The 23,455-nt window shown below is 38.6% G+C and carries 21 protein-coding genes and 2 pseudogenes; 9 read left to right on the top strand and 14 right to left on the bottom strand.

Annotation, left to right across the window (positions count from 1 at the left end; all coding sequences use genetic code 11):
- Positions 1-448 precede the first annotated feature (448 nt).
- From guaB to ribH, 6 genes and pseudogenes are all read left to right on the top strand, one after another.
- A complete protein-coding gene (guaB, locus tag TES1_RS10420) occupies positions 449-1,906 on the top strand; it encodes an IMP dehydrogenase (protein WP_042682531.1) in 1,458 nt (485 codons plus the stop codon).
- A gap of 232 nt (positions 1,907-2,138) precedes the next feature.
- Positions 2,139-2,320: pseudogene (locus TES1_RS10855) on the top strand (carboxylating nicotinate-nucleotide diphosphorylase); the annotation flags it as partial.
- An 87-nt stretch (positions 2,321-2,407) separates the two neighbouring features.
- A complete protein-coding gene (gene ribD, locus TES1_RS10415) occupies positions 2,408-3,451 on the top strand; it encodes a bifunctional diaminohydroxyphosphoribosylaminopyrimidine deaminase/5-amino-6-(5-phosphoribosylamino)uracil reductase RibD (protein WP_042682530.1) in 1,044 nt (347 codons plus the stop codon).
- Positions 3,436-4,005, top strand: a complete 570-nt coding sequence (locus tag TES1_RS10410) for a riboflavin synthase (protein WP_042682529.1) — start codon at positions 3,436-3,438, stop codon at positions 4,003-4,005. Before ribD ends, TES1_RS10410 begins: the two co-directional genes overlap by 16 nt.
- Positions 3,986-5,155 carry a bifunctional 3,4-dihydroxy-2-butanone-4-phosphate synthase/GTP cyclohydrolase II gene (locus TES1_RS10405; protein WP_042682527.1) on the top strand — a complete coding sequence of 390 codons (1,170 nt, stop codon included), beginning with the start codon at positions 3,986-3,988 and terminating at the stop codon, positions 5,153-5,155. The genes TES1_RS10410 and TES1_RS10405 overlap by 20 nt, the downstream gene beginning before the upstream one ends.
- Positions 5,152-5,613 (top strand): 6,7-dimethyl-8-ribityllumazine synthase, encoded by a 462-nt coding sequence (ribH, locus tag TES1_RS10400; protein WP_042682526.1) that lies wholly within the window; start codon positions 5,152-5,154, stop codon positions 5,611-5,613. The genes TES1_RS10405 and ribH overlap by 4 nt, the downstream gene beginning before the upstream one ends.
- Here the strand turns inward: ribH and TES1_RS10395 are convergent.
- From TES1_RS10395 to thiC, 4 genes and pseudogenes are all read right to left on the bottom strand, one after another.
- The gene (locus tag TES1_RS10395) at positions 5,610-6,215 is read right to left on the bottom strand and encodes an IMP cyclohydrolase (RefSeq protein ID WP_042682524.1); all 606 of its coding nucleotides are present in this window, start codon (positions 6,213-6,215) and stop codon (positions 5,610-5,612) included. The two genes, ribH and TES1_RS10395, sit on opposite strands and share 4 nt — an antisense overlap.
- 16 nt (positions 6,216-6,231) lie before the next feature.
- Positions 6,232-6,354, bottom strand: a pseudogene (locus tag TES1_RS10885) (DUF1246 domain-containing protein); the annotation flags it as partial.
- The gene (locus TES1_RS10390) at positions 6,351-7,010 is read right to left on the bottom strand and encodes a phosphoribosylaminoimidazolesuccinocarboxamide synthase (RefSeq protein WP_042682523.1); all 660 of its coding nucleotides are present in this window, start codon (positions 7,008-7,010) and stop codon (positions 6,351-6,353) included. The gene TES1_RS10390 and the pseudogene TES1_RS10885, both read right to left, overlap by 4 nt.
- Positions 7,010-8,299, bottom strand: a complete 1,290-nt coding sequence (thiC, locus tag TES1_RS10385) for a phosphomethylpyrimidine synthase ThiC (RefSeq protein WP_042682522.1) — start codon at positions 8,297-8,299, stop codon at positions 7,010-7,012. Before thiC ends, TES1_RS10390 begins: the two co-directional genes overlap by 1 nt.
- An 81-nt stretch (positions 8,300-8,380) precedes the next feature.
- Here thiC and TES1_RS10380 point away from each other — a divergent pair, with 81 nt between their 5' ends.
- From TES1_RS10380 to TES1_RS10370, 3 genes are all read left to right on the top strand, one after another.
- Positions 8,381-9,139: a sulfide-dependent adenosine diphosphate thiazole synthase gene (locus TES1_RS10380; RefSeq protein ID WP_042682519.1), complete on the top strand. Its 759-nt coding sequence runs from the start codon at positions 8,381-8,383 to the stop codon at positions 9,137-9,139.
- A 136-nt stretch (positions 9,140-9,275) separates the two neighbouring features.
- Positions 9,276-10,199, top strand: a complete 924-nt coding sequence (guaA, locus tag TES1_RS10375; RefSeq protein ID WP_042682518.1) for a glutamine-hydrolyzing GMP synthase — start codon at positions 9,276-9,278, stop codon at positions 10,197-10,199.
- Positions 10,200-10,208: 9 nt separating this feature from the next.
- Positions 10,209-10,775 (top strand): GMP synthase subunit A, encoded by a 567-nt coding sequence (locus TES1_RS10370; RefSeq protein WP_042682516.1) that lies wholly within the window; start codon positions 10,209-10,211, stop codon positions 10,773-10,775.
- A 299-nt stretch (positions 10,776-11,074) separates the two neighbouring features.
- Here the strand turns inward: TES1_RS10370 and TES1_RS10365 are convergent, their stop codons facing one another.
- Genes TES1_RS10365 through TES1_RS10320 form a run of 10 tightly spaced genes read right to left on the bottom strand, consistent with a single transcriptional unit; the run spans position 11,075 to position 23,376 of the window.
- Positions 11,075-11,842, bottom strand: coding sequence for a DUF2101 family protein (locus TES1_RS10365; RefSeq protein ID WP_042682515.1), 768 nt, complete (start codon positions 11,840-11,842; stop codon positions 11,075-11,077).
- Between the two features lie 6 nt (positions 11,843-11,848).
- On the bottom strand, positions 11,849-14,254 hold the full coding sequence (locus TES1_RS10360) for a DUF2341 domain-containing protein (RefSeq protein ID WP_084340047.1): 2,406 nt from the start codon (positions 14,252-14,254) through the stop codon (positions 11,849-11,851).
- On the bottom strand, positions 14,239-16,407 hold the full coding sequence (locus tag TES1_RS11140; RefSeq protein ID WP_042682511.1) for a hypothetical protein: 2,169 nt from the start codon (positions 16,405-16,407) through the stop codon (positions 14,239-14,241). The genes TES1_RS10360 and TES1_RS11140 overlap by 16 nt, the downstream gene beginning before the upstream one ends.
- Positions 16,404-17,855 (bottom strand): hypothetical protein, encoded by a 1,452-nt coding sequence (locus TES1_RS10350; protein ID WP_042682510.1) that lies wholly within the window; start codon positions 17,853-17,855, stop codon positions 16,404-16,406. The genes TES1_RS11140 and TES1_RS10350 overlap by 4 nt, the downstream gene beginning before the upstream one ends.
- Entirely contained in the window at positions 17,852-18,322 is a 471-nt protein-coding gene (locus TES1_RS10345) for a hypothetical protein (protein WP_042682508.1), read from the bottom strand. Before TES1_RS10345 ends, TES1_RS10350 begins: the two co-directional genes overlap by 4 nt.
- The gene (locus tag TES1_RS10340) at positions 18,303-18,734 is read right to left on the bottom strand and encodes a hypothetical protein (RefSeq protein ID WP_042682506.1); all 432 of its coding nucleotides are present in this window, start codon (positions 18,732-18,734) and stop codon (positions 18,303-18,305) included. Before TES1_RS10340 ends, TES1_RS10345 begins: the two co-directional genes overlap by 20 nt.
- Before the next feature lie 2 nt (positions 18,735-18,736).
- Positions 18,737-19,393 carry a class III signal peptide-containing protein gene (locus TES1_RS10335; RefSeq protein ID WP_320406863.1) on the bottom strand — a complete coding sequence of 219 codons (657 nt, stop codon included), beginning with the start codon at positions 19,391-19,393 and terminating at the stop codon, positions 18,737-18,739.
- A gap of 3 nt (positions 19,394-19,396) precedes the next feature.
- Positions 19,397-20,029 carry a hypothetical protein gene (locus TES1_RS10330; RefSeq protein ID WP_042682503.1) on the bottom strand — a complete coding sequence of 211 codons (633 nt, stop codon included), beginning with the start codon at positions 20,027-20,029 and terminating at the stop codon, positions 19,397-19,399.
- Positions 20,022-21,116 carry an FtsZ/tubulin family protein gene (locus TES1_RS10325; protein WP_042682501.1) on the bottom strand — a complete coding sequence of 365 codons (1,095 nt, stop codon included), beginning with the start codon at positions 21,114-21,116 and terminating at the stop codon, positions 20,022-20,024. The genes TES1_RS10330 and TES1_RS10325 overlap by 8 nt, the downstream gene beginning before the upstream one ends.
- A gap of 7 nt (positions 21,117-21,123) precedes the next feature.
- On the bottom strand, positions 21,124-23,376 hold the full coding sequence (locus TES1_RS10320; RefSeq protein ID WP_051408225.1) for a prenyltransferase/squalene oxidase repeat-containing protein: 2,253 nt from the start codon (positions 23,374-23,376) through the stop codon (positions 21,124-21,126).
- Positions 23,377-23,455: the final 79 nt, after the last annotated feature.

Genomic DNA, 23,455 nt, shown 5'->3' with positions numbered 1-23,455 from the left:
GCCAAATTAGTTGTCATATATTCAATGCATGAGAGAATAGAAAGAGAAAAGACAAAATTTTGGAAATGAATTATGAGCGTGATTGTCGGATTTTCATATGAGTGCCAGCAGGACTAAGACGATTGCAATTGGTGCTATGTGGGCAAGTATCATTTTTGTCTTGTTCATTCTCCTCACCTCGAGAGAGTGTTCATTCCTAGGCATTGCCTTGGGTTTATAAGCTTTACGTTTGTAAAGTTGGCAAACTGTGCAAAAACATTCGGAAAATATCAATTATGTTAAAAAACTGCCACTAAAAATCGCTTTGCGTTGAAACTCAGACAGTTGATTTATTTTTCATAAATTATCCATTCTCTTGGAAATTTCATAGAGTATATAATTTGTAGACAAAAATCTTAAAAACCCCTTGCCAGGTTTATGTTAAAAAAGACAGGGGGGATGAGAAATAATGGGAAAATTTAAACAAAAACTTGTTAATTCAATTAAAGGCTACACTTTTGATGATGTTCTTTTGACTCCCCAGGCAACAGAGGTTGAACCTAAAGACATTGACGTTTCTACTCAAATAACGCCAAACATAAAGCTCAATATCCCAATTCTGAGCGCAGCTATGGATACCGTTACAGAGTGGGAGATGGCAATAGCAATGGCAAGGGAAGGAGGCTTAGGTGTTATTCACAGAAACATGAGCATAGAAAAGCAAGTTGAGATGGTAAAAAAAGTCAAGAGAGCAGAGCGCCTTATCATAGAGGACGTCATAACCATAAGCCCAGAGGAAACAGTTGATTATGCACTTTTCTTGATGGAGAGGGAAGGAATTGACGGTTTGCCCGTGATTGAAGGGGATAAAGTTATCGGAATTCTCTCAAAGAAGGACATTGCAACGAAAGAAGGACAGAAAGTGAAGGACATCATGACAAAGGAAGTCATAACAGTAAGCGAAGACGTGAGTGTTGAAGAAGCCATGAAAATAATGGTAGAAAACAAGATAGACAGACTGCCTGTTGTGGATAGTGATGGCAAACTGATAGGACTGATAACTATGAGTGATTTAGTTTTGAGGAAGAAGTTCAAGAATGCAGTAAGAGATAAAAACGGGGACTTAATAGTCGCTGCAGCAGTTGGACCTTTTGATTTGAAGAGAGCTTTGGCATTAGACAAAGCAGGTGTCGATGTCATAGTTATTGACACCGCTCATGCCCACAACCTTAAGGCAATTAAGTCCATGAAAGAAATAAGAGCCAAAGTTGATGCTGACTTAATAGTTGGAAACATTGCAAATCCAAAGGCAGTTGACGATTTAACCTTTGCAGATGCCGTTAAAGTTGGAATAGGGCCTGGAAGTATATGCACAACTAGGGTTGTAGCTGGAGTTGGTGTTCCGCAGATAACGGCAATAGCAATGGTTGCAGACAGAGCAGAAGAATACGGAATTAAGGTCATTGCAGACGGAGGAATAAAGTACAGTGGAGATATCGTGAAAGCCATTGCAGCCGGAGCTGATGCTGTAATGCTCGGGAACCTCTTAGCTGGAACAAAGGAGGCACCGGGTAAAGAGGTCACTATAAACGGAAGGAAATACAAGCAGTACAGAGGAATGGGCTCTCTAGGAGCAATGATGAAAGGAGGGGCAGAAAGATACTACCAAGGCGGCTATATGAAGACAAGAAAGTTCGTTCCGGAGGGCGTTGAAGGAGTTGTTCCTTACAAGGGTAGTGTCAGCGAAGTCCTATACCAACTAGTTGGCGGCTTAAAGGCAGGAATGGGCTACGTTGGAGCGAAAAACATTCAGGAGCTGAAAGAAAAAGGAGAATTCGTAATCATTACGCAAGCTGGACTTAAGGAAAGCCATCCACATGACATCTTCATAACAAATGAAGCACCGAACTACCCAGTTGGGAAATAAAAAGAAAATCACTCACATAAAAGCTTCGGAAGTGAATTGTAAAATTCGTCTGCCTCTTTTAAACTTATTCTTATGGTTTCTATTCCGTTTTCCTTAAAAACCATTTTCCTTCCCTTCTCCAATGACTGCAAAGTCTTTGAAAAATTTTCTTGAGCTTTTCAAGGTCTTCTTCAAATCTGACTATGAAAATCTTCAAACATCTGTTTAGGGAGACATGGTTCAGAAAAGTCAAAAAACACTCAAGGCTCTAAAGCTTGAAGGTTTAAGATAGGAAGTAAAAATCGAAGTGAGCGGTGGGATAACACAGGAGAATATTCAAGATTATGCAAAGCTCGATATCAACGTTATAAGTCTTGGAGCCCTTACATACGGTGGAAAAACTTTGATGTGAGATTGGAGATTGTGAGAGATTAAATTTTGCCCTTATTTTTGTTTTAGATATGTTCCATTTTTAGAACAAAATTTTTTAAATTTGGAACATCTATTGAATTACCGATGGTTATGAATGATGAATACTTCATGAGCTTAGCTTTGGAGTTAGCCAAAAAAGGCGAGGGAAGAGTGAACCCAAACCCAATGGTTGGTGCTGTTATAGTCAAAGATGGCAAAATAATCGGTAAGGGCTACCATCAATACTTTGGAGGGAAACATGCAGAGGTTAACGCCATAGAAGACGCAAAGAGCAAAGGTTATTCTCTCAAAGGAGCAACAATGTATGTCACTTTAGAGCCCTGTTCTCACTGGGGAAAGCAACCGCCTTGTGTTGATAGAATAATAGAAGAGGGCTTCTCAAGAGTTGTAATAGCAATGAAAGATCCTAACCCCTTAGTTAATGGAAGAGGCATTGAAAACCTTGAAAAAGCTGGCATTGAGGTTAAAGTTGGTGTTCTTGAAGATGATGCAAGAAAGCTGAATGAAGTGTTTCTTAAGTACATAACCACGAAAATGCCTTTTGTAGCAATAAAGCTTGCTTTGACCTTGGATGGTTTCATAGCAACAAGAAACTTCTCTTCAAAATGGATTACCGGCGAAAAAGCAAGGAAAAAAGTGCAAGAGCTTAGGAAAAAGTATATGACAATAATGGTTGGAGCTAATACAATCCTCAAAGACAATCCAAGGTTGACTTGCAGAATAGAAGGATGCAGTAAAAAGGTGAAAGTAATTCTCGATAGACATGGACTAACTGCTAATGGAAATTTTAGGGCCTTTAAGGATGGAAGGGTTATAGTCTTCACTGAGAGCGAAAAAGAGTGGGATAATGCAGAAGTCATTAGGGAAACGAATCCTGAGAAAATACTAAAAATCCTTGGCGAAAAAGGAATAGACAGCGTTTTAATTGAGGGGGGAAGAATAGCATGCCAGTTCTTGCCCTTTGCAGATAAGATACATTTATTTTATGGGAACAAGCTCTTTGGAAAAGGAATTTCCCCATTTGAGTGCTTAAACGTTGATAATGTTAATGATGCCTTTAAAGTCGAGTTTCTCAAGTTTGAAAGCTTTGGGGACAGCTTTTACGTGGAGGCAAGGCCATGTTCTCAGGGATAATAGAGAAGGTTGCAAAGGCACGCTACTCAAGGGGAAAGCTCTACGTGGAGAATGTTCTAGATGTGAATTTAGGAGACAGCGTTGCTGTTAATGGAGCATGCTTAACGGTGAGTGAAATTGGGCATCAAATAGTCTTCGACGTTGGTGAGGAAACGCTAAAGAGGACTAACTTAGCGAAAGCAAAGCTCGTTAACCTTGAAAGAACCCTAAAGTTTGGAGATAGAATTGACGGACATTTGGTTACTGGACATGTCGATGGAACTCTAAAGCTGAGGAGAGTTCTAAAGAGAGGAAATACTTACTGGCTAGCCTTTGAAATGCCTAAGGAAAGGTTTGGCATAGTGGAAAAGGGAAGCATAGCCCTGAATGGGATAAGCCTAACGATTGCTAGAGTTGAGAAGAACCAATTCTGGGTTCAGGTAATCCCCTACACTTGGGAAAACACCAACTTGAAGTTCCTAAAGGTTGGAGAGGAAGTAAACTACGAGATAGATATTGTTGCGAGATATTTGAAGGGTATTTTGGGTGATAGATATGGACTTGGAAAAGCTTAGGAAAAGCCTTCTTGAGGGTAAACCAATAGTTTTAATTGACGAAGATAGAGAAGTTGAAGCGGATTTAGTTTATCCCGCTGAAATAATAACTCCCCAAACATTAAACTTCATGCTCCAAGCTAAAGGGATGCTCTGTCTGGCTATGGATGAAGAAGAAGCTTTAAGGAGAGGCTTCTTTAAGCTTCCCTCAAAAGACAACGAGACGAACTTTTTAATAAGCGTTGATTATAAAGAAACGTTTACGGGCATAAGTTCCGAAGAGAGGGCTTTAACTGCTAAAAAGATTGCCGAAGGACTAAGCATTGAGCACTTTCGCTATCCAGGTCATCTGCACCTTTTAGGGGGAGTTGGCATAAATAAAAGAAAGGGACACACGGAAGCTTCCCTTGAGCTTATGGAAATGCTCGGGTTTAAGAGATATGCCCTAATAATCGAGCTCTTAGATGAAGAAGGAAATTCTCACAACTTTGAATTTATAAGAAACTTTGCAGAGAAGCATGATTTACCAATGATCACAATTAAAGAAGTGCTTAAAGAAGTTGTGAAGAGAAAGAGCTTCGTTAGAGTTTTTGCTGAAGCAAATCTACCTAGTAAATACGGAACCTTTAAGATAGTCGCCTTTGAGAACCAACTTGACTTTAAAGATCATATAGCCATAATAAAAGAGCCTTACGACGTTCCTTTGGTTAGAATACACTCGGAGTGCTTAACAGGCGATACCTTGGCTTCTCTAAAGTGCGACTGTGGAAGTCAATTAGCTAATGCATTAAAGATGATTGCCCAGGAGGGTGGAATTTTACTTTATTTAAGGCAGGAAGGAAGAGGAATCGGATTAAAAAACAAGATCAAAGCCTATGAACTTCAAGATAAAGGCTTTGACACCGTTGAAGCGAATAAAATACTAGGCTTTAATGAAGATGAGAGGGATTTCAGTGTTGCTTACCAAATGCTCAAAGCTTTAGGAGTCTCAAAAGTTAAGCTTTTGACGAACAATCCAAGGAAGGTTAGAGCTTTAGAAGAGTTTGGGATAGAGGTTGTTGAAGTTATTCCGATTTTTGGAGAAGTTAATGAGGTTAACAAACCATATTTAGAAGCTAAGATGCTCAAGCTTGGACACAATTTAAAACCTCTTTTGGAGGGGGAAGAATGATTTACGAAGGGGAATATAAAGGTGAAGGCTTGAAAATAGGGATAGTTGTAAGTAGATTTAACGATTTGCTTACTAAGGAGCTTTTAGATAGTGCATTAGACTGTTTTAAGCGACATGGGGTTGAGGACATAGACATCTTCAAAGTTCCCGGAGCTTTTGAAATTCCATTTATCGCAAAAGAATTAGCGAAAAAGGGAAACTACGACGCAATTTTAGCCTTAGGAGCCGTTGTTAAGGGCGAAACATACCACTTTGAACTCGTTGCCAATGAAGTTGCTAAAGGAGTAGCTCATATAAACTTAACATACGAAACTCCTGTGATATTTGGTGTCATAACCGTTGATGACGAAATTCAAGGGCTGGACAGGGCTGGAATAAAATCAAATAAAGGCTTTGAATACGCTTTAGCGACTCTAGAGATGGCGAATTTAAAGAAAAAACTAAAGAAGATGCCTTAGAGGTTTTTCACTCCTCTTATTCCTATTTTAAATTTATCTCCAAAATCAACAACTCCAATTGCCAAAACTGGGTGAGCAAATTTTAATTCCAAAACAACCCTTTCAGCTAAGTCATTTTCATCTTTAAAGTCCAAGCTAAGCGTTTCAATACCTTCAACGTTGTAAGTTGCCGTAAAGAATGCTTTTCCTTCATTGAGCTTAACTCTTTTGACCCAAAACTCATCTTTTCCCGCGAAGCCCAAAAATGCCTCATTTTTGTCTCTTTGGATTATCCCAGCAATTCTTGGCGTGTTTAGGACATCTCTCTCATAATCCATAGCGTCCAAAACGTGAATCAGGGCTTTTTTTGGTTTTTCCCACTCCAAAGCATGAGCAATAAATGTCGTGTGGGAACCATTACTAATCACTGCATAGTCCCTGAAAATTTTCACAGCTGTGTAGCTCACATATGGATTAGTTGTCTCCCTTAGATTTAGTACGGCAACTTCGTCTCCTCTAAGTTTTGCCGTTCTATTAGGAAAAGAGCGAGAGCTAACACGATAGAAAGCGAAAGGCTTACCATCCTTTAGCCCAACGCCAACCATTCTCCCAACATACCTCATGTTATTATCTTGACTATGGAAGCGAAGAGTAGAAGTTCTTTCTCTTTGGAGAAACGTATAAACGGGTTTTGAAGCCTTCTTTCTTTGCGCCTTGAATTATTTGGAGCGAGGAGTGAGAAGCTATTGTGGAGATGATCATTCAACAACCTCCAAAACCTCTTCCTGCTTCAAAACTCTCCCATCTCTCATAACTCTCATAGTATCACCGCTTATTTCGTCAATAATCAAAAGTTCACCATTTTTTCGCCCAAACTCGAGCTTGAAGTCAATTATCTCGAGACCTCTGCTTTTGAAAAATTCTTTCAAAATTTGAGCAACTTTTCTTGTTGTTTTTTTCATCACCTCAATCTCTTCCTTAGTTGCAATGCCGAGCGTTTCTATGGCTTCTTCACAAATGAGGGGATCACCTAAAGCGTCGCTTTTTAGCGTAAACTCAACGATGTTCAGCTCTTGGAGAGGTTTAACGAATTCACCATAACGCCTTAGGAAGCTTCCATAAGCCTTGTAGCGGTAGATTACCTCGAGAGGTATTTTTTCAGCTTTTAAAAACTTCGCTCTTCTTTCGTCAATTTTCTCGACAAAGTGGGTCTTTACGCCGTTCTTTTCCAACAGCTTGAAGAAAAACTCCGTTTGTTTCAAAACTATACTTCCTTTGCCTTCTCTTTCCCCAATTACCTCGTTTCCCCCTGTGTCTTCTTTATTCCCAAAGCCCAAGATGCTGTCCTTAAAGTAAAAGATTAGAAAGTCGCCGTCTTCATAGACATCCTTGGTCTTCCCTTTGTAAATTAAACGCATTAAACCTCACCTTTTCTTCTAAGCATGTCATTGATAATTTTTATTGCACACAAATCGCCGCACATACTACAAGCTTCAGTTGAGGTTGGCCTCTCCTTCCTAATTTCCACAAAGCGCTCTTTATCCATCGCCATTTCAAACTGCTTTACCCAGTTTAGGGAGCCTCTGGCTAAGCTCATAATATAATCTTTCTTGTAGTCGCTCTCAAAGCGCGTCAAATTAACAGCATGCGCCGCTATCTTTGAAGCTATCACTCCCAAGCGCACGTGCTCCTTATCTGGTAATCCTAAGTGCTCCGCTGGCGTAACATAACAGAGGAAATCGGCACCATTTAGAGCGGCTATAGCTCCCCCAATTGCTCCAGCTATGTGATCGTAGCCAGGAAATATGTCCGTAACTAAAGGCCCAAGGACGTAGAAGGGTGCGTTGTCCGTCGCGACCTTCGCTATCTTTATCTGCATGGGAATTTGGTCTATTGGCACATGCCCTGGTCCTTCAACCATCGTTTGAACTCCAAATTCTCTCGCCCTTCTTACCAAGCGCCCTAAGGTAAAAAGCTCGCTCATTTGAAGTTCATCACCAGCATCTGGCAAACCACCGGGCCTTAAACCATCCCCTAAGCTCAAAACTACGTCATATTCTTTAGCAAGCTCTAAGAGATAATCATAGTCTTTATAGAAGGGATTCTCTTTTTCCCAATGGAGAATCCAAGCTGCTAAGAAAGTGCCACCTCTCGAGACCATTCCAACAACTCTCTTAACTCTTTTCATCTTTTCTACAACTTTTTTAGTAACTCCAACGTGGATTGTTGCGTAATCAACACCATCTTTGAAGTGCTTTTCTACTGCCTTCCACATATCGTCCTCGGTCATCTCAATGATTGCCTTGCCTTTTGCCAACTTTTCTTCGGCAGCTTGATAAATTGGAACTGTCCCGATTGGCACATCTACAGCTCTCATGATTTTCTTTCTAATTTCATCCAAATCTCCACCAGTGGATAGATCCATTATTGTATCTGCTCCATACCTAATTGCAATTCTTGCTTTCTCTATCTCCTCTTCAACGTTGATAATGTCCCTTGAGGTCCCTATGTTGGCGTTAATCTTCACCCTAACCCCAGCACCGACAGCAACTGGCTTAACCCAATCATGTCTTATGTTTCGGAAGATGACTGTGTAGCCCTTGGCAACGTTTCTCCTAAGCTTTTCGGCACTTATACCCTCGCGTTCAGCAATGAACTTCATTTCCTCTGTTATTATCCCCCGCTTAGCTTCATCCATTTGGGTCATTTTCGCCACCACATATAACAAGGTTTTTAAATTTCAATACTAAGTTTTAGCCGACCTTTATGAAATTTTCGGGTGATGAAGATGCTGAAGGATGTCGTGATAAGTAGGGCAATAATCGAAACCTATTTCAGAGAGCTTTTGGAGCATTTAAACCTCGACGTTGCTATAGTTGGAGCTGGTCCATCAGGAATGGTTGCTGCCTATTATCTTGTTAAAGGCGGTGCAAAGGTGGCAATCTTCGAGAAGAAGCTAAGCACAGGCGGAGGAATATGGGGTGGAGCCATGGGTTTCAATAAAATAGTAGTAGAAGAGGAGGCTAAGGAAATACTTGACGAGTTCGAAGTAAGGTATGACGAATTTGAGAGGGGTTATTATGTTGCCGATGCTATTGAAGCGGCAACAACGATAGCGAGCAAGACAGTAAAGGCTGGAGTAAAGATATTCAACATGATAGAGGTCGAGGATTTAGTCATCAAGAAGAACCGCGTAGCTGGAATCGTCATAAACTGGACGCCTGTTAAAATGACAAGCCTTCACGTTGACCCGCTTACGGTTGAAGCTAAGTTTGTGATTGATTCGGCAGGTCATGGGGCACAGATAACCCAGCTCCTTGAGAAGAGAGGTTTAATAGAGAGGGTTCCCGGTGAGGGCGCGATGTGGGCAGAGATGGGAGAGAAGCTCACGGTAGAGCACACCAAAGAGGTTTACCCAGGCTTATACGTCACTGGAATGGCTGCCAATGCTGTTGCTGGAGCGCCAAGAATGGGGCCAATATTCGGAGGTATGTTCCTGAGCGGAAGGAAGGCGGCCTTAGAGATACTTGAGAAGCTTAAGAAATGATGTTTTTGTTTCCCAATTTTCACTGACTTTTTTCTGATATTTAACATAAAAATGCCTAACTAATATTTATATCTTTCTCAATCTAGGCATAAATTTATAAATTTATGAAATCCACGCAAAAGAAAAGGTGATGCTCATGTGGGAAAAATTCATTGAAGAAAAGATTGAGGAGATTAGAGAGAAAGTTGGAGATGGAAAGGCGATAATAGCATTATCCGGAGGAGTTGACAGCTCAACAGCAGCCATCTTAGCTCACAAAGCAATTGGGGATAAACTCTATGCAGTATTCGTAAATACTGGATTTCTTAGAAAAGGAGAACCAAAATTCGTCATAAAAACCTTTAGAGATGAATTTGGCCTAAATTTAATTTACGTTGATGCCCAAGATAGATTCTTTGAGGCATTAAAAGGTGTAACTGATCCTGAAGAGAAAAGAAAGATAATTGGAAAGACTTTCATTGACGTCTTTGAAGAAGTTGCAAAGGAAATCAATGCAGAGTTTTTGATTCAAGGAACAATTGCTCCAGACTGGATTGAGAGTCAAGGGGAGATTAAGAGCCACCACAACGTTGGGGGCCTTCCAGAGAGATTAAATCTAAAGCTAATTGAACCTTTAAGAGATCTCTATAAAGATGAAGTAAGAGAATTAGCGAAGGAACTCGGATTGCCAGAGAAAATCTACAATAGGATGCCTTTTCCAGGACCAGGATTGGCTGTTAGAGTTCTCGGTGAAGTAACTCCCGAAAAAGTTGCAATCGTTAGAGAGGCAAATGCCATAGTAGAGGAAGAAGTTGAAAAAGCTAAGCTAAAGCCTTGGCAGGCTTTTGCCGTGCTCTTAAATGTGAAGACTGTTGGAGTTCAAGGTGATATAAGGGCTTACAAAGAGACAATAGCTGTTAGAATCGTTGAGAGCTTAGATGGGATGACTGCAAACGCAATGAACGTTCCGTGGGAAGTTCTGCAGAGGATAGCTTTTAGGATTACAAGCGAAATCCCGCAGGTTGGGAGAGTTTTATACGACATTACAAACAAACCTCCTGCGACGATAGAGTTTGAGTGAGGGATAAAGATGATAATTATAATGGACAACCACGGGCAATACGTTCACAGAATTTGGAGAACTTTACGATATTTAGGCGTTGAGGCAAAGATAATACCAAATACAACATCTCTAGAAGAAATCAAAGCCATGAATCCAAAAGGGATAATTTTTTCAGGAGGACCAAGCTTGGAAAGAACAGGTAACTGTGAAGCTATACTCGAAAATTATGAAAACTTCAATGTTCCCATTCTGGGAATTTGCCTCGGCCATCAGTTAATAGCAAAGCACTTTGGCGGAAAAGTTGGGAGAGGAGAAAAAGCAGAGTACAGCTTAGTTGAGGTCGAGATCTTAGAGGAAAATGACATCTTTAAAGGTTTGCCAAGACGTTTAAAGGTATGGGAAAGTCACATGGATGAGGTAAAAGAACTGCCAAAGTATTTTGGGCTTTTAGCTAAGAGTGAGTTCTGTGAAGTTGAAGCCATGAAGCACAAAAAACTGCCAATCTATGGAGTTCAGTTCCATCCAGAGGTTGCACACACAGAAAAAGGAAGCGAAATCTACAGAAATTTTGCTAAGCTCTGTGGTGAGCTTTAATTTTTTAATTCACAATAGTAAAATAGAAAACTTTTTAAAGTTTCCATTCTTACTCTTTTTAAGAGTACTAATGAGGGTCTAAAGATGGGTTATACAATCTACTACAAAATAAAATTTAGAGACAGGAAACTAGCTACAAAAGTGATAAAGCCAATTTTAGAAGAACTTGGTTTCACCATATATGAAAAGGGTGCAGAAATATCAATAAGACCACCAACTAACTCTGTGGAACCAATGAGAATTAAAGAAGATGAGTGGCTTTCTGCAAAGACTTACAAAAAACAGCCTTGGACTGGGATTTATAAGCTACTGTTAGTTTCGTTCTCTTTTTTTGCTTCCGTTGAGGCCTTTGATGATGAAGGCTGGTCACTTAGGTAAACCTCAATTATTTTCGTCGGTACAGCTCCTCTAAATGCTCTTTCCTCAACTAAAACTTTCACTACTCTTCCGATTTTCACATCTGGAACCTTATCAACCCAGTATTCACCAGGCCTAACGTTCGCTCTTATGTCATCGTGTACACTAATTTTCACAACATTTTCTTTAATCTCCTCTATGACACCGTAAGTCCAGTTTCTGCCGTATTTGGACTTGAAATAAAACCTAAACATGATAACCACAACAGAAACAAAAACAAGATAACCCAACGAATAATGAATGCCTAAAGAAAATCTTTTCAAAAGTGAGTATCCAAAAAATGCTAGAAAGCCTATGACGCTGATTGAGTAATAGAACATTTGATACGGCCTATACTCGATGAAGAATTCTCTATACTTGCGGAATATTGTTCTCAAATATATGAAATACACAGCCGTTAAGGCAACCAAATATAACTCGTTTGGCAAGAAAACTACGAGGAGTAAGGATAGAAGCAAATAGGAGATAAAAGCTAACTGAAGCTTTAGAACTAATAATTCATGAACTGTAACTTTTCTTTTTACAATTTTTCTTAGAAATTCAAAAGTAGGAGGACTATCCTGAGATTTTGGATTTATAAAATCCTTTATCTTCTTCCATGCCGATTCTACAAATCCACCTATCCTGTAGAATACGTCTTCAACGTTCATTTTATTTCACCTCTGAAGTAAATCCTGAGCCCCTTGCGCTCCAAATATAGCCACAGCTGTCTGATTATCTAAGAAGAAATAAACGCTACTCCTATCTGGACTGTCTGAAATTCCATAAACTCTATACCCTACAACTTTAGATCCTCCCCCAAAATAGTATTGGAGGAAATAATAGTCAAAGCTTGTTTGATCTTCTTCTAAAGCTATGCCCAATGTATTGAACAAGTTAAAGAGCTTTTCATCATAAGTTGCGTGAGGTATCATAAAGCTTACTAATCCAATCGGATAATACTGATCTCCATATTTAATTCCTAATTCATCCTGAATTTGATGAGCTAGTGTCTCATACTCATCATGGTTTATAGTACTACCCTCTAAGCGCTCAAAGAAAGAGGGAGCATTATAAATACCAAAGTAACGTTGATCCATAATGCAGTTTATAAACGGTTGGATGTCGTAAGCTCTCGCACTTGTCACTGTTGCTGTAGTCGTCACTGTGGATGAAGGTTTTGTTTCTATAGTCCGGGATACTGTGACAGTTGGAGGAGTTGATGCATATTTGCGAACTCTAATCCAATCCCACTCTTGATTTCGATCCCATGTTCCTAATGCAATTGCTCCATTGTAGTCTTGATAAAAGTTAAATGGATTGTAAGCTATTGCCCCAGTATCCCATTCCAATACCGAGTTATATCTAAACCAGTATATTGTCCCCTCATGCCATCCTGTTGGCAAGTTTACAATAACATTAGAATAGAGCCCCCAATCATGATCGTCTAAATATGCCCAGCTCGCAGGCTGTATCCAATTCGCTCTTACCCACCACAACGGACCCCAAGCGTAGGGGTAATTGTTTTGTCTGACAGCAATATATAACTCGGCCCATCTGTTTTTTATATTCTGCCTAAACTCAATTATAACCGGCGGACTAAAAGTCTTCTTTGTATATATTCCAGCATAAGCATTTGTAATTTTCAGCACCCCGTTAATAATTGAGACTTGTGCATTGTATTGCTCCCATTTTGAAGTATTCAATGTGGTACCACTAAAATCATCATAAAAATCAAATACTTTATCTGGATCTCCCAAAGTTTCAGTTCCCGTAGAGTCAAAATAAATTCCAAGAGTTATCTGAGAGTTCGCAGGAATTGTAACATTAACCCATATAACCGCTTGTTGATTAGAGGTATCCCACTTTTCCACCCAAAAGTTTATTGGATTACAGTTTTCATCATATATCTCTAGTATTGGAACATTATCTCTATCTGAATCAGCAGTGCTAAAGAAGGTGTTTAGCGTTATTAGATCCAAATGAAATCTATCAATATAGATTGGAACTTGGAAGTTCACTAAGTTTGTGCCAACATTATTTTGAATGGTTAGATTTAATCTATACCCGAGCAGAGAACACCAAGTCACAGTTGCTCCTGTTCCACCGCTTGTTCCGCTCGTATTTTCAAACACTAAAACTCCCATATCATTTTCATTGAAAACACTTAGTGGGGAGGTTCTTACCCCATTTAACGTAGTATTAAAAACAATTGGCACCGTAACATTTTGGTCAGGTTCATTCAATAAAACATAAGCCTTAGCACCTTCTCCAGGATAGTAATCCCCAAAGAATATTTTTTCAGTATCTAATGTTTGCGAAAGAGTTCCTACTACATGGGAAGCTGTGCTACTGCTATTGCCTTCCAAAACTTTAATTGGCTTTTCTAAAATCTCTGGAAATGAATACCGACAGGCTCTGATAGATCTATGATATCTTCCTCCTGTCATTGCTGAGAACAGAGGATCCTCAAGATTTTGCAAATCGACTATAGAGTATATATAACCCCCATTGCTCGGTATTGAGCCTGTATACACTATTCTTCCCGAAGCATCTTTGATAGTTATATTTGGTATTCTTGCTTTTATGACTATTCTGAAAGAGTCCAAAGGAGCAACTGTAAGCTCTATGCTATTTAGAATATCATCAATAGTTGGAGAAACCTCAAAACCCTGCTTATTAAGCTCCTCAGTTATGTTCATAAGCCATTCTCTTAGTGACTGCCCTCTCATAACTCTGTTTGAATTATATCCTGATAAACTCGTGGAATTTCCTTCAAGAACTAAATCCTTGATTGTATTATTTACCATGTATGTGGGAGATATAAAATTACCAGTAACAGAAACATAATCAACAACAGCAACAATTGCCCTTTTTCCTGAAATCTCTAAAGCTTTTTGAAAATCCAACTCTAAATAAGAGACAACTCTATACGTTCTTTCAGCTTGAGTTCTTATACTTTGAGCCTGAATAACTTGGGAGGAAACATCCTCATAGGTAGCCAGAAGCAGGAGGAGTGGAATTAAAAGCAGTAAAACTGCAGAATTCAGGAAAAAACCCCTCCTCATTATTGCTCCCTCCATACTCTCAATGTAATTGTTATTGGTCTAGATAATCCGGGAATCTCTCCCATTGAGGCAAATTCTATATTAACATTGGGCGGAAGTTCAATCAGTAGAGGGTTCGTACTCGTACCATCTCCTCCAAGATTATTGAACAACCTTACTATCGCATCATCGACAGCGTATATACTTTTCCCAGCTATTAAGTCTGCTGCAGTAACACTGCAATATGGATCACTCCCTGCGAGAACATGTCCCACCTTTGGATTTTCAGGATTTCCCCAATAGTATGTTATATTGTATCCATTGCATCCACTTCTAAGGAGTTTCGGAAATACATCCCCATAGCCAGCATAAGCTTGGATTATATACGTGAACTCACCAGAAGATAACTCCTTTGCAATTTCGTACGCGGTATCAGTATAAGCATGTATGTAGTTAGTTCCGGGAGCAAAAACGGGATCAATTGGATTACCATTAACATCTTTAGTTAGCGAACTTATTCCTATAAAGGAAATGCTATCCGAGTTATCCCAGATTTTAGTTGCTGTAATATTGGGATTGCTTATCTCTACTGTCATGTGAGTATTTGGATCATTGATATCATGGAGAATTATAAAGTGAAATTTCGTCCATATAGGGGATACTTTTTGATGGATAAAGTAACCCCACGTTAGATCCCTACACAGAGTGACTCCATATGTTGAGTCATATCTGCAATTTGATGAGTCCGTTATATCACTGGATGTTATCTGCTTTGTGAGATCAATCGAGTAGGGCGTCAATATTACTGGATTAAATATGTAATCAATTTTAACATATGAATTCTCACCATCGAGCTGTAAGGGAGGATCCAGATTTCTAATAGACTCACCAGCCGTAACTATTATATATGGATAAGTCTGTGAAAGTGCAGAATACTCTGCTTTTGCTGAAATTGTAGCATTGTCCCACACAAATACTCCCGACGAAATTTCTTTCCCAATCCCGATGTAGTATCCATCGATATACAGCACAGGTTTTACATCACTTGGAAGGTTTTTAAAGGCCAATTGGACTTTCATATAAGTTAAGTTTCCAGGTATAAATATTGCCCTGCCAATGGATAGGGGCAAGTGATAAGATGTAACATTGTCAAAATAGAATATCTTCTGATACTTAAATGTAGTGAAAGAGGAGGTTACATATGAAATTGAGATGAAGTTGTTAACTATACCGGCTGTATAGTATGTTGGATTATACAGACCGGCGGGATTATAAATCCTAATTTCAAAGACATGCTGTTTCAGATTTGAATGTTTCAAAATTATTTCAAGCATATTGCATGTTCTTGGATCGTTGGGGTCATTATCTATAAGCACCTCCCATTTTTTCACATCAACCCATTGATTCGCTCTAAACTGACCACAAGTAACACCCTCCCCATCTATATATAGCTGCATTTTGGTGTAATATCTTCCCACTTTAGCCCATTTTGGAAGAGGCAACCAACGCACTTCAGTTATGTTAGCATCCGATGGTAAAGCACCTTCATGAGGAATAGGTTGTTTAATTGTCAAATAATCTGTCATTGTCCATCCAGGTGCCTCATAGTACATGCCAATATAGGTATATTCCGTTTCCTTGCTCCCTAACTTCGTCAAATAGGCTCTCACCATATATCCTCTTGGCGTCTGATTGTAGGCATAGCCGCTTAAAACTAATGTTGCAGGTGAGATATTGGGGACTTTTGAGGAATTACTCCCAACTTTTCTCAGGTAAGGACTTGTGTAGTTGTTTATCATAAGTTCATAACTATACCCCTTTAATGTTCTATTTAGAACATAACCCAAGATTATTTCAGCTTTATGCCGCAAATCTGCAGAGGGATATAATGGTTCAGTAGCCCAATATGTGGCAACTATTTCCAAAGGACTCATATCTGGAGAAACGAGGGTAGTGTTTAATGTCCCATCAGCAAGCCATTCTTCAATTTTCTGAGGTGGAACCAAGTCCTTTAGAGATACAGTTCTAAGGGTTGTTAGAATGTCTTCAGCTATGTATTTGCTCTGTTCTCTCATATAAGTGGTATACACTTGAGTATTACTTTCTATCGCAACTATGCTCGTCACAAATATCATAACTAGGAGCAATGAGAGCAATGCATCAAGGGTAAATACAAAGCCTCTCCTCATCTGTCATCCCACACCCAGAGCTTTATTAGAATCGGTTCAAACTTCGGTTCTAAGAGCAAACCGATATTGCCTCGATCCCTCAAAATCACATTTCCACTAAAGTTATTTTCATAAAGCCAGAATTCCACAGGTTTTGCACCATCTTCTGGATTAAACTCACTAAATATATCTCCCCAAGGTATCCTAACGGTAGTTATGTTTCCCTCATAAAATTTTATAATGTTCTGTGTTCCCTCTTTCCAAGCCAAAATTGCAGTAATGTTTGAGTCGGGTGTATCTTTTTTGATCAATAATCCCTTTGGAGTCTCACCATCCAATATAACAAATGTCACATTGCCTGCCTCTTGAGGAACTTCAATCTCAAGATAAGCATAGCTAGGAATATTCTGCTTAAGTTTCCCAACTATGAGCTCTCTCTTTTGGTTTTGCATTATTTGTATAGTCTTACTATAAATCAGCTTTGCAACTACAAACCTTCTCTCTTGGTATTCAATCCAAGGTGAAGCTTTTTTGGACTTAATAATAGTATCAATACTATTAACAACAGTTCCATTAATTATTGCAAAGTTAAAAGTTGGCTCTGATGAATTAGTGGGATATATAAATTGTGACGAGATTGATAAATCTTCCAAGATTTCAGCTTGGAATTTAACTCTGACATTGCCTTGACCAACAATCTTAAACTCGTAGGGGCATGAACCTCCACCATAATTTACTTCAATATTACTCCCTTGACCGATATCAACATTCAATATCTCAATCGTTACTATAGTGCCTGGAGGTAGGGTATAGCTCGCTTGACCTCCCTGTCTTATTGCAGATACATAGATCGTTTCACTTGTTTCTAAGCTCAGAATATCCCCAACTGCCAAATCCACGTTTACACCTCGTACGAGGTTACATATATCCTCATTTTCATAAACCCTTCCTTTCTTATTAAGAATGACCCATTTAACATTAAAGGTTCTGTCATTCCCTCCATCTATTTTTAAGTTAACTCCTCCAGAACCAGAAGAACTCTCCAGAACTACATTAATTATTTCTGGAAAATTTCCACTGACACTAACATTCTTTGTCGTTAGGTAAAACTCCAGCTGAAAGTCTCTCCCTCCGCTCAAGTTTACAAGACTATTTTTGACGTTGACAACATTTATTGATGAATTTAACTTCATAAGCTTATCATAATCCAGAGCATAAGAATATTCAGTACTCCTTAGTCCAACAACCTTGACCGCTGTTACATTTTTCTCCCAATCTCTTGGATACCCCGGACTTTTCGTCAGAATATCGAGCATGTTATTTGCTATGTTAGTCTTATCATACCACTCAACTAAATTTGTAATACCAGCTTTTATCATGTCATTTGCATTTATAACCACACCAATAACCATGACAACAATTACAAGCGAAAGTAAAGCGTCTAAGGATAAGATTTGACCTCTCCTCATTTTTCTACCCTCACAACAATATTTACTACAGTGTCTCCATAAACTAAAGTTCCATTTGAAAGAACTAAGTTAGTTGTTGTGTTCAAGTCATGTAAAATAAAATTCTCAATGGCAGAAGCTAAAGTTTCATTATCTATGGTGGAGTAGGGAGTTGTCAAGACAACAGTAATTGTTATCGTGTTGTTAAATTGTGAAGTTTCAAGTTTGAGCACTCTCAGATTCGGACTGAGTCCATTTAATCTTTCAAGAACTGGATTTAAGACAGAATACCTCGAATCATTGGAGAGAACACCCATATTTAAATAATCACATGCACGAGAAGCTGAAGCCCTTACATATGCGACAATTGATATATCCCTACTTTCTTCCAGATATGTAGGGACAACTAACATGATTCCCACAATAATTATACCGGCAATGAACATCATTTCAAGCGCAGTTTGAGCTCTATTTCTCGACCTTAACATAGAGCATCCCTTCAGTTGTATCATAATAGGCAACAATCCAAAATTCTTCATTGCTACTTAAGTTCACAGTGGAAGTATACAAGGGCACCGTAGAATTTCTTGTAATCCAAAAACTTCTGCCATTAACTGTTACATTTACTATTATCCTATTTGTCGTACCATTAAAAACAACTCTAATTGTCCCACCATTTAAATCTGGAGCAACTTCTCTTATTTTATATCCCTCTCCAATTGCATAAACCTTAGCAGTGTGATCCACCAATGTAGAAGAGAAAAGTTTAACCTTTGTGAGGATATCAAAGGTCTCAGCATGACCAATCTCACTGGTAGCTAGGTATGTGATATTTGTAATAATTATCATTACCAACAAGACTGCAAATAGAAGGTCAAGACTCAATTGTCCTTTTTTCATTCTCATCCACCGGGATCTATGTTTATTCTAAGTTCACCAGTCGTTATATCAAGTGTCCAAGTGTTTCCATTTCCTGGAACCCATTCAACAACAATTACAAGATTTTTAGGAAGCTGACTTGGATTTACAATTAAAAGGCCATTAACTGTGCTTCCATCATAAATAGCAGTTCCACTTGGTGTGAATCCTGTGCTCACCATAAGGTTGGTCCTATATAAAGACTGGCTCCAAAAAGTGTTTTTTGCAATCCCTGATGTCACAAGGGTATTATTAGTTGTATCAATAATCCCAACATAAGTTCCATTGAGATAAGTTATGAAGATCTCAGGATTTCCACTCAAATTAAATGATTTTTTCAGGTAATTTTCATCATTGAGATACTTCAAAGTGACATAGGTTGTTGCTTTTGAACCTGGCCCTTGAGCATAAACTTGAGAAATGGTGTCTGAAATCGAATTTGCAAAATTCTTAGCTTCCAAGCTAACTTGAACTTTAAGAGTTCCAACTGTCTGAGAATTTTGTGTGAATGTTACATTGTTAACAGAGTAAGCTAGTAAGATAAGCATTATACCAAATATCAGCACAAACTCCAATGATATTTGTGCCCTTCCCATATTTTCACTTCCACTATTATTAGAATCTAAAACAATATTTAACAATTCTTATTCAACATTAGTCGTATCATCCTCAATTTTGACTAGTGCAAAGATATTCGAACCTATTTTTCTTGTTAGGACTCCAAAATAGTCATATGTGAATATTTTAAACTTGTATCTTGTATTGTCCAACTGATGTCTAATAATAAGCTCTCTAAGTTCATCTATAAAGAACTGTGTAAGTTGGTAATACGTAAAGTCAAGTCTCTCTTTTTTATATGAACTGAGGAACATCAACAGTGGAAGAACACTAACCCCAACTAAAAACCATGGACTGCCAGAAAATAGAGATAAAATTACTGTTGCCATCAAAAAACTCACAACACCCAGCATTGCTACTTTTACAGAATTTTTGACTTTTTTTAGGTATTCTATCTTGGATTCCCAAATATTTAACAAAGCAGGATTATAGAAATCAAAAGCAGTATGCCTCTTTCCTTTTTGTATTCTCTGTCTGATCAACTCGTCCCAATCGTCTTGATAATATATAATTTCCCCTCTATTTTTAGCCCTTTCAGCGTCAAGAGAAGATATTATCCTGATTATATCCTCTGCACTTTCATGAGCTATATGAGAGTAAACTCCTTTTTCGTCAAGCTCAAGTGCAATCTCAACTGAATCTTTTAGTATTTCACTCATGTATCTCACCAGGATATAGGTCATCAAAATCGGGCAGACCAGATAAAAGTTCTCTCTTCTTCAGTTTTGCTTCTTCTTTTGCTCTCATAAATGATTGTGCATACCGTTTTGCTGTTAATATTATATCCTCTATACTCTTGCTCTCATAAATTCCACTTAAAAGAGTAACAACTTCGACTTCCCTTTCTCTTGAGTCAGGATAAAAGCCCCTAAATATTTGCTTTCCTTTAATTTTCTGGATGAGATAATCGAGAGCCTCAAATATTTCATTTGCCTTTAAAACCTCTGGAGGCCCATGAATCGCGACCAACCCATACAATGCAGACTCTATGTTTGCATCAAGGTAAAGTCCCTCATTTTCAAATGACTTGAGTATTAAACGAGAAAGACTCTTAATTTTATCTGCCTCAGCTTTTGCATAACCTACAGTGGCAAAGCTACCAAAAGCTTTGAGAACAAATTTCAAATCGCTAGCATCTAGTGTTTGCTCACCCGGAATGTCAATTAACGCTAATAGAGAAGCAATACGCTCGACTATTGTGTAGTTAATCTTTTCATAAGCTCTAGTTATGCCAACTCCAGCCTCTCTCAGCTTGTTGTTGTCTATTGCAATTATTGAATCAGCGAACTTTGAGAGCTTATCAATTGTTATTGCTGCATTTATAGTTGGCCTTATTCCCTCCTCTCTTAAAGGCAAGGCTCCTATAGCTACAACAAGAGAGTCTGGATATTCCTCTTTGAGAGCTTCAGCTAAAACCGGTGTTCCTCCAGCCCCTGTACCTCCACCAAAGCCAAAAGTAAGAAAGAATATATCAACGTCTTCATACCCACTCATCAGCTTTATCTTTCTCATAACCAAAGGTAAATCTCGCTTCATAGCCTCTCTACCCAATACTGGATTTGCATTTACGCCTTTCCCACCTGTTAAACTTTCTCCAATAAGTATTCGTCGCTCACGGGGAATATGTCTAAGATACTCCAAGTCACTTTTAGAGGTGTTTATTGCCAATGCCTCAAAATCCACCAATGCAAACAAGTCTGCTATTTTAGTTCCACACTGGCCAATCCCTACTATCAAAGCCCTCACGATTTAATCACCTCAAAAACTCTACAGTTAACTCATCCAAATCAACTACCCCATTTTGGTTTTTGTCTTCATAGATTACAACCAGCGCATTACCTTTGAGATATTTCACTAAGCCAGAGTCAAAGAGCTTGATTACAACATCATCAAGACCTTTATTATAAAAGACAAAGAGTACATAACCGGTATCGATTTTTCCTGGAATCAGGACAACTGTATTTTTAGTTTCATATTCCTTGCCATTGATATATATCGTTTCGTTCTTCACCTTGAGCTTGACATAAGGATTGTAATCTCCAATGTTAAAGTCTTCAAAGTCCGCCAGCACTATGTAACTTGCGTTTTCAAACTCCTGGAACTTCTCAACAGTTATATTCGTTTCAAAGAGCTTGTTAATAGAAGCCTTTACTTGTTGAGCTGTCAAATTCCTGTCATCTGTGTAAACCAAGTAGAATTTCTGCTCTGGAATTAGTCTTATCACATCATAGAGGTTAATCCTCGATATGGGCTTACATTGTGAGAGAAACATTATGGCTAAAGCTGAATCAACAATCGTGTTTCCCCATAAACTATCATGCTCCTTACCCATAAGCCAGTTTAAAATCTCTTGTCTATAATCATATCCAAATTTTGCTAACAGTTCCACAGTCCTTATCGTGAGTTCGACTGTTGGTTTTTCTTTATACTGAAGTATTCCAAACAGATAGTGTTCCTTTATGTTAGCCCAACCTCCTTCTTCAGATCTCTGCTCAATAAGCCATTCAAGATGTGATTCAAGCTCCTCTTTTGTTGAAACTGGAGCTAAAGCTTCAAGGACTTCAAGGGTAACTGAGACTTCTGGCGGAAGCATATGGGAGTAAAATCCCTTACCTACATATGTTCCCCATCCAGTTTTTGAGAGTGAAAGTAGCCACTCCTTAGCTTTCTGGATGTCAGCATCGTCTGGTGAAACTCCTAGAGCGAGAAGGGACTTAATTGCCAGAGCAGTATCATAAGGCTGAGGTCCCAAGAAGTTGCCCCACTTTCCAGTGTCCATCTTAACACTCTTTATAAGCTCAATATTTTCTGCTTTTTCAGTTTCGTTCAGTATATTAAATTCAAGGAGTGTTAGAAGAGTATAAACGTAAGGTGAGTATATCTCATGACTCTCTTTCATGATTAGTTTGTCTTTTTCATACTTTGATTTTACCCATTCTAAACCCCTTTCAATGCTTGGATCTCTAAAGTAGCATAATTTAAGAGCTTTTAATGCATAATAGGTCGCTTTCTCACTTGAGGGAAATCCATCGCGGTATCCCCAGCCCCCATCGGGATTTTGAAGTTCTTTTAATGCAGAGCATGACGTCCTAAATGGGTTTTCCATTTCCTCACTAAGCTTATCACTTACCAAAGCATAACTTAAAGTAGCATAAGATGAAGCCTCAAATATGTGTGTAGGAGCGAATATTGAAGGTTTGTCTGTCCAATAAAACATGTTCTCTCCCTGTTTTATAGATTCTAAAATTAAAAGGGCTCTTACAGTATCAAAATTTATGCCCTCATATGTTACAAGGACATAAGTTAGAAATGCCCTATCACTTACTGTTAAATTCTCGGAGTTTAGTATCATTTTCACTTTCTCAATTAACTCTCTATTTACTTGATACCCAACACTTCTAAAAGCTAAAATCTTCAGTGCTAATGCTCTATATTCACCCATCTCATAACTTTTGGTATTTTCTAGATAAATAAGAGCGTTCTTTATATATGGATGATTCGCTTTGAACCCTCTCTCTCCTAATGCCCAGACTGCCATAACAGTAGGATAAAATTCTGGTGCAGTGCCTCTAACATACCCCCAACCTTTTCCAGAATAAGCATTTAAAATAAATTCAACCCCACTATCCACAGAGCGCGAGATTTCTAAATACTTAGAAGTTCCTTTTTTGTAAAGAGCAAGAGCCTTATTCAGAGCAATAACTGCATAGGAGGTATCAACAACATCGCTAGTGCTTCCAGCGAAATATCCCCACCCTCCATCATAATTCTGACGTGAAATTAGTAAATCAACAAGCCTTGTGATATTATTAGTTAAATCATCGTCAACTTTTTCGTGAGCAGCTACTAAAGCCATCAATGCCAAACTTATATCTTTAGTAGTATTTGCTAAGTTTTCTGTTTTTACCAAAAACTCTACAGAACCATCTAACAGCGGCTTCGCACTAACTCCCACATGAGGAGTTATCATGAGTACAATTAATACCAGTGATATTACATGCCTCATTATTTAGCACCTCTCACATAGTAATATCTCTTTAGAACAAATTAAGTTTTTCCAAAAATAATGTGAAAAGAACAAATAA

Origin of the sequence: Thermococcus paralvinellae (genome assembly GCF_000517445.1) — an archaeon.
GTDB classification, from domain to species: domain Archaea; phylum Methanobacteriota_B; class Thermococci; order Thermococcales; family Thermococcaceae; genus Thermococcus_B; species Thermococcus_B paralvinellae.
This window is presented reverse-complemented; position numbering and strand designations above follow the sequence as displayed.

Bases quoted from the DNA above. Each gene is read 5' to 3' on its own strand.
- ribD (WP_042682530.1), top strand. From the start codon at position 2,408: ATGAATGATGAATACTTCATGAGCTTAGCTTTGGAGTTAGCCAAAAAA.
- TES1_RS11140 (WP_042682511.1), bottom strand. From the start codon at position 16,407: ATGAGGAGAGGCTTTGTATTTACCCTTGATGCATTGCTCTCATTGCTC.
- TES1_RS10340 (WP_042682506.1), bottom strand. From the start codon at position 18,734: ATGAAAAAAGGACAATTGAGTCTTGACCTTCTATTTGCAGTCTTGTTG.
- TES1_RS10380 (WP_042682519.1), top strand. From the start codon at position 8,381: ATGCTGAAGGATGTCGTGATAAGTAGGGCAATAATCGAAACCTATTTC.
- TES1_RS10405 (WP_042682527.1), top strand. From the start codon at position 3,986: ATGGACTTGGAAAAGCTTAGGAAAAGCCTTCTTGAGGGTAAACCAATA.
- TES1_RS10350 (WP_042682510.1), bottom strand. From the start codon at position 17,855: ATGAGGAGAGGTCAAATCTTATCCTTAGACGCTTTACTTTCGCTTGTA.
- TES1_RS10320 (WP_051408225.1), bottom strand. From the start codon at position 23,376: ATGAGGCATGTAATATCACTGGTATTAATTGTACTCATGATAACTCCT.
- ribH (WP_042682526.1), top strand. From the start codon at position 5,152: ATGATTTACGAAGGGGAATATAAAGGTGAAGGCTTGAAAATAGGGATA.
- TES1_RS10330 (WP_042682503.1), bottom strand. From the start codon at position 20,029: ATGAGTGAAATACTAAAAGATTCAGTTGAGATTGCACTTGAGCTTGAC.
- TES1_RS10345 (WP_042682508.1), bottom strand. From the start codon at position 18,322: ATGTTAAGGTCGAGAAATAGAGCTCAAACTGCGCTTGAAATGATGTTC.
- TES1_RS10360 (WP_084340047.1), bottom strand. From the start codon at position 14,254: ATGGAGGGAGCAATAATGAGGAGGGGTTTTTTCCTGAATTCTGCAGTT.
- guaB (WP_042682531.1), top strand. From the start codon at position 449: ATGGGAAAATTTAAACAAAAACTTGTTAATTCAATTAAAGGCTACACT.
- TES1_RS10410 (WP_042682529.1), top strand. From the start codon at position 3,436: ATGTTCTCAGGGATAATAGAGAAGGTTGCAAAGGCACGCTACTCAAGG.
- guaA (WP_042682518.1), top strand. From the start codon at position 9,276: ATGTGGGAAAAATTCATTGAAGAAAAGATTGAGGAGATTAGAGAGAAA.
- TES1_RS10395 (WP_042682524.1), bottom strand. From the start codon at position 6,215: ATGAGGTATGTTGGGAGAATGGTTGGCGTTGGGCTAAAGGATGGTAAG.
- thiC (WP_042682522.1), bottom strand. From the start codon at position 8,299: ATGACCCAAATGGATGAAGCTAAGCGGGGGATAATAACAGAGGAAATG.
- TES1_RS10365 (WP_042682515.1), bottom strand. From the start codon at position 11,842: ATGAACGTTGAAGACGTATTCTACAGGATAGGTGGATTTGTAGAATCG.
- TES1_RS10390 (WP_042682523.1), bottom strand. From the start codon at position 7,010: ATGCGTTTAATTTACAAAGGGAAGACCAAGGATGTCTATGAAGACGGC.
- TES1_RS10370 (WP_042682516.1), top strand. From the start codon at position 10,209: ATGATAATTATAATGGACAACCACGGGCAATACGTTCACAGAATTTGG.